At 66.7% G+C, this 9,664-nt stretch carries 6 protein-coding genes; 4 read left to right on the forward strand and 2 right to left on the reverse strand.

Annotation, left to right across the window (positions count from 1 at the left end; translation table 11 throughout):
* Positions 1 to 93 precede the first annotated feature (93 nt).
* A complete protein-coding gene (locus BO1_RS41445; RefSeq protein WP_028222597.1) occupies positions 94 to 3,612 on the reverse strand; it encodes an AAA family ATPase in 3,519 nt (1,172 codons plus the stop codon).
* Positions 3,609 to 4,883: an exonuclease subunit SbcD gene (gene sbcD, locus BO1_RS41450; RefSeq protein WP_028222598.1), complete on the reverse strand. Its 1,275-nt coding sequence runs from the start codon at positions 4,881 to 4,883 to the stop codon at positions 3,609 to 3,611. The genes BO1_RS41445 and sbcD overlap by 4 nt, the downstream gene beginning before the upstream one ends.
* 363 nt (positions 4,884 to 5,246) lie before the next feature.
* Here sbcD and BO1_RS41455 point away from each other — a divergent pair, with 363 nt between their 5' ends.
* The 4 genes from BO1_RS41455 (at position 5,247) to BO1_RS41470 (ending at position 9,595) form a co-directional block, all read left to right on the forward strand.
* Positions 5,247 to 6,245, forward strand: coding sequence for a hypothetical protein (locus BO1_RS41455; protein ID WP_028222599.1), 999 nt, complete (start codon positions 5,247 to 5,249; stop codon positions 6,243 to 6,245).
* A 12-nt stretch (positions 6,246 to 6,257) separates the two neighbouring features.
* Entirely contained in the window at positions 6,258 to 6,785 is a 528-nt protein-coding gene (locus BO1_RS41460; protein WP_028222600.1) for a GNAT family N-acetyltransferase, read from the forward strand.
* 144 nt (positions 6,786 to 6,929) lie between these two features.
* Positions 6,930 to 8,483 (forward strand): methyl-accepting chemotaxis protein, encoded by a 1,554-nt coding sequence (locus BO1_RS41465; protein ID WP_028222601.1) that lies wholly within the window; start codon positions 6,930 to 6,932, stop codon positions 8,481 to 8,483.
* A 131-nt stretch (positions 8,484 to 8,614) separates the two neighbouring features.
* On the forward strand, positions 8,615 to 9,595 hold the full coding sequence (locus BO1_RS41470) for an IclR family transcriptional regulator (RefSeq protein WP_028222602.1): 981 nt from the start codon (positions 8,615 to 8,617) through the stop codon (positions 9,593 to 9,595).
* Positions 9,596 to 9,664: the final 69 nt, after the last annotated feature.

Here is a 9,664-nt window from a genome sequence, read left to right on the forward strand (position 1 = left end):
GGCGCAGGACACACTACGCGCCACACGCCACACGCCACACGCCACACGCCACACGCCACACGCCACACGCGTTGCGCCGCGTGCCCGGCGCGGCTAGATCACCAGCCGCGAATGGCCGATCCCGCCGCCCTTTTCCACGCGGATCTGCGTGGCGATGCGCTCCTTGAGACCGTCGACGTGGCTGATCACGCCGATCATCTTGCCGCTCGCGTTGAGCGTGTCGAGCGCATCGAGCGCGATTTCGAGCGTATCGCCGTCGAGCGTGCCGAAGCCCTCGTCGAGGAACAGCGAATCGATCGAGGTCTTGTGGCTGACCAGATCCGAAAGCGCGAGCGCCAGCGCGAGGCTCACGAGGAAGCTCTCGCCGCCCGAGAGCGTGCGCGTATCGCGCGTGGCGTCCGCTTGCCAGCCGTCGACGATCTCCAGTTCGAGCTCGCCCGTCGACTTGCGGCGCAGGAGATAGCGCGCATGCAGGCGGTCGAGGTGACGGTTCGCGAGCGCAAGCAGATGGTCGAGCGTGAGCCCTTGCGCGAAGCGGCGGAATTTGTCGCCCTTCGCGGAGCCGATCAGCGCGTCGAGCCGTTGCCAGAGATCGGCATCTTGAGTCTGCGCTTCGATCTGCTCGAACAAGGCGCGCTGGCTCTCGCGCTGCTGCGCGTCGCGCGTGAGCAGCCCGCGCTGGTGGCCTAGCCGTTCGTTGAGCATGGCGCCTTCTTTTTCCACCGTTTCGAGCTGTGCTTCCAGTGTGTCGAGGGTGGCCTCGGTCAGTGCTTGCTGCTGCAGGCCCACGAGTTTTTCGCGCACGCCTTGCAGCAGCGCGCTCGCCGTCTGCTGCTCCTGCTCGCGTTGCTGCTTGAGCGTCTGGAGCTGCTTGCGCGTCTCGGCGGGCAAGAGCGCGGCGAGGAAGGCGGCTTGATCGGCGAAGGGGCTGCTTGTAAGCGCCGCTTGCCACGCTTGCGTGGCTTCGTCGAGCGCGGTGCGCTGTTGCGCGAGCGTGCGTTCGAGATGCGCGAGCTGGCCGTCGAGCGTGGCCAGTTCGTGTGTCAGCGCCGCCGCGCGCGCGACACCGGCTTCGAAGGCTTCCGGCGAGGCGGGCTCGCTGCCTTCGTCATCGTGATCGACATCGTCGAAGAGGGATGCCGTCTGGTGACCACGCGCCGGGTCGGTTGGTGCGGATGTCGAAGTTTCGATGCCGATGCCCTTGCAACGCTCGCGCCACGCCTGAACCTGCGCCTGCGCGGCGTCACACTGCCCGCGCTGGCGCACGAGCGCCTGGTCGAGCGTTTGCAGGCCGCGTTGCGTGTCCTGCCACGTGCGCCATTCGGCGTCGCGCGCTTGCAGCCATGCGGCGCTGTCTTCGGGCACGGCGTCGAGCGCGTAGCCGCCCGCGCGCACCGATTCGAGCAAGGCCGCTGCCTCATGTTCGAGGCCGGCTTGCACGGTGTCGCGCTCACGGACGATCTCGGCAAGCCGCGCCTGCATGCCGTCGAGCGACTGCTCCAGCAATGCAGCCTGGGCGCGCGCGGCCTGCAGCGCGTCCGAGTGACGGGCGTTTACCTCGCGCGCCCGTGCGAGCGCTTGCTCCGCCTCCTCCGCGGTGTCCAGATGCTGCTTGATCTGCTGAGCGGCCTGCGCGGCAGCCTCGCGCGCCGCTTCGAGCGTCTCGGCACGTTGCCAGCCGGTTTCATCGATGGCCGATTGCGATGGCAGCGCCGCGACAATCGCGTCCCATTCTTCGCGGCCCTCAGCGGCGCGCGTGGCGAGCCGTTCAAGCTGCGCGCGTTGCTGGCCTTGGGTGGCGCGTCGCGCCGACGACGTCTCCACGGACCCACGCACACGTTGCTCCAACGCCTGCAATTCAGCGCGGACCGCTTGCAGCGCGGCTTGCGTGGCCGAGACGTCGAGCGCGCGATACGCCTCGATGGCGGGATGCTCGTGCGAGCCGCAGAGCGGGCAGGCCTCGCCGGGCCGCAACTGCTCGCGGTGTTGCGCGAGACTGCGAATGACCTGTTCCTGTTCGAGCAGCTTTTGCTTGTCGTCGACGCGGGCCTGACATTGCGCGTGTTCCTGTTGCAGCGTCTTGAGCGCTTCGTCTTGCGCTTCGATGTCTTGCTCCACGCGCGCCAGATTGGCTGCGAGCACGCGCTCTTCTTCGGCGAGCGTGCGGCGGCGCCCGGCCACGGCTTCCAGTTGCTGCCAGCGGTTGAACGTGGTTTGGGCGGCTTGCCAGGCGTCGCGCAGGTGCACGAGCGTCTGGCCGGCGAGGCGCTGCTCCTGTGCGGATTGCAGCGCTTGCAGGCCCGCGTCGGATTCGGTTTTGGCGCGCTCCGCTTCAGCGAGCGTCGCGGCGTGCCGTTCGCGTTGCGCGCGCCGTTCGTTCTGTTGCTGCTCGAGATCGGCGCGCTGCTTCTCGCGTGCGGCTAGTTCGGCCTGGGTGCGTCGGCGCTGCTCGAACTGCTGACGCCACGCGCCAATCCGCTCGCCAAGCTGCGCGAGATTTTGATTGGCACTGCAAAAATCATCGAGTTGCCGCTTTTGATCCTCGAGCTTCGCAAGTTGCGCGAGCGCTTCGCGCGCGATACCTGCGGCCAGCGTGGCGGTCGAGCCGTACTCGCGCCGCTGCGCGGCGAACCGCTCCGTGCGGTCACGGCGCAATGCGGCAAGGTCCGCGCTGGATTGCTGCCACGCCGCTTCCGCCTGCAGCACGGTTTGATACGCCGGGCGCAGTGTCTCCGCAGGCTCGCTTGCCGAGAGGCGCGCGAGCTCTGGCGCGGCGGTTTCCAGCGCGCCGGTTGCCGCGGCAAGGCGTGTTTGCGCCGACTGCGCGTCGGCTTCGGTCTGCGCCAGGTCGCGGCGCCATTGTCGCTGAGCTTGCAGCGTTTTCGTTTGCGTCGCGAGCGCGCTTAGCTGGCCCGTGAGCGCGCCGATCTCCAACTCCATCGCCTCGCGCTGCCCGGCGCTCAGCAGCTCCATGCCTTCCGCCCTGGCGCGCAACTGCTTGAGCGCGTCGCGCGCCTCGCCGGCGCGCTCGAAGACCTTGCGCGAGATTTCGCCGTAGATTTCGGTGCCGGTGAGCTCTTCGAGCAATTCCGCGCGGTCGTTCGCGGTGGCGTTGAGAAACGCCGCGAAACCGCCCTGCGCGAGCAGCATCGAGCGCGTGAAGCGCGGGAAATCGAGCCGCGTGATTTCCGTCACGCGCTTGAGCTTCTCGTTGATGTGCGTCGTGAGGATCGTGTCGCCGCCGCCTTCGGGCGCCACGCTCGCCAGTTCCACGCGCGGCGACTGCAACGCGCCGTCGACTTTGTCGCGCGCACGGCGCTGGCTCCAGAACGCGCGATAGACCTCGCCCTTCACTTCGAAGACCACTTCCGCGAGACAGTCGGCGGTATGGCGCGTCATGATCTCGTTCGCCGATGCGGAAACCGTCTTCAGGCGCGGCGTCTCGTGGTAGAGCGCAAGGCAGATCGCGTCGAGCAGCGTGGACTTGCCAGCTCCAGTGGGCCCGGTGATGGCGAAGAGGCCATTCTCGGCGAACGGCGGCTTCGTGAAGTCGATATGCCACTCGCCCTTGAGTGAATTCAGGTTCTTCAGGCGCAGGCTGCGGATCTTCATGCTTCGCCCTCCACGGTGGCGGCGAGCACGCGCTTGTAGCGCTCGGTGAGCGCGGCGCGCACGTCGTCTTCGAGGGTCTCGTGTGCGAGACGGCGCGCGAATACGTCGAGCGGATCGAGCTCGTCGAGCGTGACGCCCGCATCGCCCGATAGCTGCGCCACGGCAGTGCCGCGCTCGCGGCGAATCCGCAGCACTTCGAGCGGCAGGCCCTCGGTCATCGTCTGGATGCGCGCGGGGAGGTCGGCCAGGTAGTCGTCTTCGGCCACCGTCACTTCGAGCCAGACGGGCCGCTCCGGCGAGGCATCGCGCGCGGCTTGCGCGAAGGCGTCGGGCAGCGATTTCAGGTTGCCCTTGAGCGCGAAGAGCGGCTGAAACACCGGCACCGGCAGGGGCGTCACGGCCTCGAGGCCCGCTTCGCCCAGATCGACGAGCAAGACTTCCTTTTGCTGGGTGGCTTCGTCGAAGCTCAGCGCGATGGGCGAGCCGCTATAGCGGATATGCTCGAGGCCGCCCACTTTCTGGGGCCGGTGGATATGCCCGAGCGCGAGATAGTCCACGCTTGGGAACGCGCTGGTGGGGAACGCGTCGAGCGCGCCGACGTAAATCTCGCGCACCGATTCGCTCGCGCTCGCGCCCACCGTGGTGAGATGGCCCGTGGCGATGAGCGGCACGTTGTGGCCTAGTTGCGCGCTCAACGTTCTGCGCTGGTCTTCCGCTGCCGCGTGGACGGCCTGATAGTAGGCCTGGATTGCGAGTTGCAGCGATTGCTGCTTTTGCTCGGCGCTCTGGCCGTATTCGCTTTGCATGACGTCGCGCGCGCGAATGAAGGGCACCGCGCAGACCACGCAGCCGGGCGCCGCACCCGCGCCGCCGCTTGCATTCGTCGCGCCATTCGCGTTCCCATTCGAACGCAGCGGCAATACACGCACCTGATGCTCAGGCGCATCGGCGGCCGGAACCACGCGTGCGGAGAGCTGCTCCAGCAACGCGCTGCTTTCGCGCAGCGTGGCCACCGAGTCATGATTGCCGCCGAGCAGCAGCAGCGCCACACCGGCCGCGTGCAGGCGCACGACGAGCTGGCTATAGAGCTCGCGCGCGTAGCTGGGCGGCGTGCCGGTGTCGAAGATGTCACCGGCGATCAGGACGGCATCGACGGCGTGCGCATCGAGCTGGGCCACGAGCCAGTCGATGAGCTGCTGATGCTCGGCCTGGCGGCTCTTGCCCATGAAGTTCTGGCCCAGATGCCAGTCTGAGGTGTGGAGGAGGCGCATGGGGGTGAGGCAGAGTTCGTTGTGGAGGCGGCCCGCGCAAATGCGGCGCGAATATGAGGCACCGAACGGGCGCAAGTGGAGGATTGTAGTGCAGGCGCACGCTTGCGGCGCCCGGCGGCCTTGCGTCCTGCAAGCGCGGGGGGCTGCGGCCGTCCCCGAAGTGGCCTCGATCGCCCCCGGGTCGACCCATTGTCGAGCGTCCCGTCAATCACGACATCACCACAGATTTGCTTACTTTCAGCGGGCTGAATACTTGCCGTTCGCTGCGTTGCGTAATGGAGTAGAGTCGATCCGGCAGCAGATCGGGCGCTTCGCGCGAGGTGGGGCGCCTCAACCTATCGCGGTTCTTGCAGGGGAATAAGCATGGAAGCGATAACGCCGGAAGGTCTTGAGCCTGATGCGTTCGGTTTCGGTGGCAATGGAGAGGTCGTCGTATGGGCACTGCTCCAGAATGACGACGATGGTGAGATGCTTCAAATGACCAAGTTGCTCCAGACGCTGCTTGCAACGACTGGGCGCTTCGCTTCGTGCGTCGAGTCGAAAGCGAAAGAAAGCGTCATCGGCGCGCACAAGAAGCTGGGCGGAGGGCGCTCGATCTGCATTACAGGTCATTCGCGTTTTCGCGGCTCCAAGGGGGAGATCATTGCGCTTCCGGAGCGCAGCCTTGGCGGCTTCAAGATCAACGACGTCATTGAGGAATTGGCGCTTGCCGTCCAGTATCACGGGATCAGCTACATCGAATTCTGGTGCTGCGAGACAGCCTGCAGCGAGCAAACAAAGGACCTGGACGGCGGCAGCCGCAAGGGGGTCGTCGAGCAATGCGGAGTCAAGGACCTCACGCGGATGCGGGAGTTCCACCATGCACAAACGTGGTCTCATCTGAGCACGCTCGAGTACATCTGCTTGAGGCTGTCAACGATTCTTTACCAATGCAGCAGGAAAAGCCGGGTCGATTACCGCCTGCACGTCACGGGCCTGAACGGCGTTGGATACATCACCGGCGACGACAGGCAAATCGTGACGTTCGACCAGATTCAGATGCTGAAAACCGTGGAAGACATTGGCATCCTCGAGAAAAAAGTTAACAGCAAATCCCCGGGGACCCATGACGCAAAGAATCTCGTTCAAGCCGAGAAGCGTTTGCGCGATCACATAGCGGCGCGGCGATGCCACTACATCGCCATGCTTGTCGATACGGCAGTGATACGCCGGGATCTCAAGGAGAAAAAGGAGCAGGAGGCTCTCAAGGCGCAGGAGGACGCAAAGGGATCCGGTGGAAGCTCGGGCTCGCCCGGGCTGCCGAAAGGGCCCGGTCCAGGTCCGGGCACCGGCGGCGCGGGGCTCACCGTCGGCGCTAGCTAAACAAATTCCGCCATGGCGCCGCTCGAGCCTGACGGCAAGCGCGCCGTCTGGCATGTGCGCCCCGCGCGAGCGGACGACTGGCCGGCCATCGAGGCCACGCGCCTGGCCGCGATCTCGTCGCCCATCGGCCCCGCCTTGTCGGCACGCGAGCAGGCGGCCTGGTTGACTATGCCGATGACCGACCTTCGTGCGGTCATCGGCGTCTCCGAAGGTGCGTGCGTGGTAGGAGAGGCAGTGTGCGCCGGCTCCGGTGTGGCCGGTTACGCCTGGGCAAGCGCAGGCGCCCGCCCGCATCTGCGCGCGTTGTACGTCGAGCCGGGCGCCAGGCGTCAAGGCCTCGGAAGCGTGCTTCTGCATGCCGTCGAGCGCCAGTTGCTCGAGCAGGGCGCGAGCGAGCTATTCGTTGCCGCGGCACCGGGCGCCGTCGACTTCTACCGCCATTGCGGCTATGCCGTCGACTGTGAGTTCATGCTGCCCCTGCGTGACGACGAGGGCCCTGTTGCGCTGCGTCTGCGCAAGATGTGGAAGCGGCTCGCCTGATCATTAAGCAAACGCCTAAAGTTTTGGCGCCGTCCTGCCGTTGACCCGGGTTGAATCGGGAACACCGCAAAGGAGACGCCAGCGCACGGCCATCGACTCGATGTCGATACGGCATCGAGTCCGCTTGTGTCCCGGGAGACCAGCATGCTTCACAAGCTTTCGATACGCGCGAGTCTGACCCTGATGGTCGCCTTTTTCGGCGTCGTGCTCGTGATTGGCGCGGCGGCAGGTTTGCTGTCGATGCGCGCGGGCAACGACGCCATGCAGGACATGTACACGGTCGACACGCCGGCTGTCGCCGATCTCGAGGGCAGCGCGGGCCAGTTGCTGCGCCTGCGGCTCGCGCTCGCCACGTATGCGTCGCTTGCCGATCTCGGCGACCAGGACGGCGCCCAGGCCGTGCTCAAGCGCTCCGACCAATACCTGAAGATCTCGAACGAGCGTCTCGACCACTATCTCTCGATCGTCTCGGGCGACGACGAAGACCGCCGCCTGATCGCCCAGATGCAGGACAAGCGCAACACCTTCCTGGACGAGGGCGTCGATCCGGCGCTGGCTGCGCTCAAGGCGGGCGAGCGCAGCACGTTCCAGGAACTGCAGGCGCACAAGCTCCCCGCGCTCTACAACGGCTTCGAAAAGGCCATGCTCGTGCTGGAGCAACGCCAGATCGAGCGCGGTGCGCAGCGCTATCGCGAGGCGCAGGCGCGTTTCAAGGCGGTCTGCATTGCCGTGGCTGTGGGCATGGTGCTCGCGCTCGTGTTCGCGTGGCTCGCACGCGTGGCGCTCATCCGCGCGATCGTGCATCCCGTTAGCGCGGCGGTCGAGCAGTGCGAGCGGATTGCCTCGGGCGATCTGGGTGCGGCGGTCGCGCTCGCGTCGCGCAACGAGATGGGCCGGCTCTCGGCGGCGCTGCAGCGCATGCAGGCGGCGCTCATCAACATGGTGGGCACCGTGCGTGACGGCGCCCAGTCGATCGACACTGGCGTGAGCGAGATTGCCACCGGCAACACGGATCTCTCGCAACGCACCGAGGAACAGGCCGCCTCGCTCGAAGAGACGGCGGCGAGCATCGAGCAGCTCACCTCCACGGTCAAGCAGACGGCCGGCAACGCGCAGGAAGCCAGCTCGCTCGCGCACGGCGCATCGGGTCTCGCGGCGCGCGGTGGCGAGCTTGCGCGCGAAGTGGTGGGCACGATGCAGCACATCGTCGACGATTCGCGGCGCATTGCCGAGATCGTCGGCGTGATCGAGGGCATTGCGTTCCAGACCAACATTCTTGCGCTGAACGCCGCCGTGGAAGCGGCGCGCGCGGGCGAGGAGGGGCGCGGCTTCGCCGTGGTCGCGGGCGAAGTGCGTTCGCTCGCGCAGCGCAGCGGCGCGGCGGCCAAGGAGATCAAGGCGCTCATCGACACCTCGACCTCGCGCGTCGAAACCGGCGCGGGCCTCGTCGAGCGCTCGGGCACGACGATGGAGGAGATTGTCGGCGCGATTGGGCGCGTGAGCGCGATCATGGACGAGATCGCCTCGGCGGCGAAGGAGCAGAGTACCGGCATCGACCAGGTCAATCTCGCGGTCGCGCAAATGGACCAGGTCACGCAGCAGAATGCGGCGCTCGTCGAGCAGGCGGCCGCGGCGGCGGCGTCGCTGGAGGATCAGGCACGGCGCCTGAGCGCGGCGGTGGCGGTGTTCAGGACCTGACCGGCACGGCGCCTGGGGACCCGGCCGGAGAGGGCGCCGAGGGTGGAAGCGGCGCTTCGCGCTATCATTGCCCCCATGACCGACGGGGTCGCCCCGATCGAAGCCGAATTTCACGCCGATTCAAGCCGACGATGGCCACAAAAAACACGACAGGCACCGCGCGCCGCAGCGCGGGGCCGGGCAAGCGCGCCGCGCTGCCACCCGAGGAGACGCACCCCGACACCGAAGCCGGTGAGGCGGGCGCCAATGCAGACGAGGAAAGCGGGGGCACGTCCAACTATCTCGTGCCGGGCCTCGAGCGGGGCCTGCGCATCCTTGCCGAGTTCTCGGCGCGCGAGCCCGTGCTGGGTGCGCCGGAACTTTCGCGGCGCATTGGCATTCCGCGCACGACCACGTTTCGCCTTTTGCAGACCCTTGAAGGGCTCGGCTTCATCGAGCGCGCCAACGGCGACCGCCAGTACCGCTTGAGCGTGGCGGTGCTGCGCCTGGGCTTCGAGTACCTGAGTTCGCTCGAGCTCACCGACTTTGGGACGCCGGTATTGGAGCGCCTGCGCGACGCTACGGGCCTGAGCACGCATTTGCTGATTCGCGACGAGCGCGACGTGGTGTTCGTGGCGAAGGCGCAGACGCGCGAGCCGATGTTCAGCTCCGTGAAGGTCCATGTGGGCACGCGCTTGCCCGCGCATGCGACCGTGCACGGTCAGGTGTTGATGGGCGACCTCACGCTTGGTGAATTGCGTGCGCTTTATCCTGAGAAGCAGCTCGAGCGTTATACGGATCGCACGCCGGCGACCGTGGCCGATCTCTATGCGCGCGTGCGCGAGTTTGCGCAGCAAGGCTATGCGGTGAGTGAAGCTTCGTTCGAGACCGGTATTTCGGTGGTGAGCGCGCCAGTGCGCGATCAGTCGGGGCGTATCGTGGCCGCGCTTACGGCGACGGTGCCGCGGTCGGATATCGCTGAGGGCGAGCGTGGGCCGCTCGTGGCTACTGTGTGTGCTGCGGCGCTCGATTTGTCGATGCGGCTTAATTATCGGCCTGCGCCGGCCGATCCCACCGCGGTTCAGGCTGCGCAGGCGCCTGTTGCGAAGAGCCGTAGTCCGCATTTGCTCTGATGCGGGGGCAGGAGATGGCCTGGGATGTGCCTCCAGGCGTGGTGTGGGTCTTTAAGGCGTTGGCCTTAA

It is taken from the genome of Paraburkholderia oxyphila NBRC 105797 (assembly GCF_000685075.1).
In the GTDB taxonomy this organism is placed as follows: domain Bacteria; phylum Pseudomonadota; class Gammaproteobacteria; order Burkholderiales; family Burkholderiaceae; genus Paraburkholderia; species Paraburkholderia oxyphila.

What these genes read in the sequence shown, in the direction of transcription:
- BO1_RS41465 (WP_028222601.1), top strand. Translation starts at nt 6,930, where the DNA reads ATGCTTCACAAGCTTTCGATACGCGCGAGTCTGACCCTGATGGTCGCC.
- BO1_RS41455 (WP_028222599.1), top strand. Translation starts at nt 5,247, where the DNA reads ATGGAAGCGATAACGCCGGAAGGTCTTGAGCCTGATGCGTTCGGTTTC.
- BO1_RS41470 (WP_028222602.1), top strand. Translation starts at nt 8,615, where the DNA reads ATGGCCACAAAAAACACGACAGGCACCGCGCGCCGCAGCGCGGGGCCG.
- BO1_RS41460 (WP_028222600.1), top strand. Translation starts at nt 6,258, where the DNA reads ATGGCGCCGCTCGAGCCTGACGGCAAGCGCGCCGTCTGGCATGTGCGC.
- BO1_RS41445 (WP_028222597.1), bottom strand. Translation starts at nt 3,612, where the DNA reads ATGAAGATCCGCAGCCTGCGCCTGAAGAACCTGAATTCACTCAAGGGC.
- sbcD (WP_028222598.1), bottom strand. Translation starts at nt 4,883, where the DNA reads ATGCGCCTCCTCCACACCTCAGACTGGCATCTGGGCCAGAACTTCATG.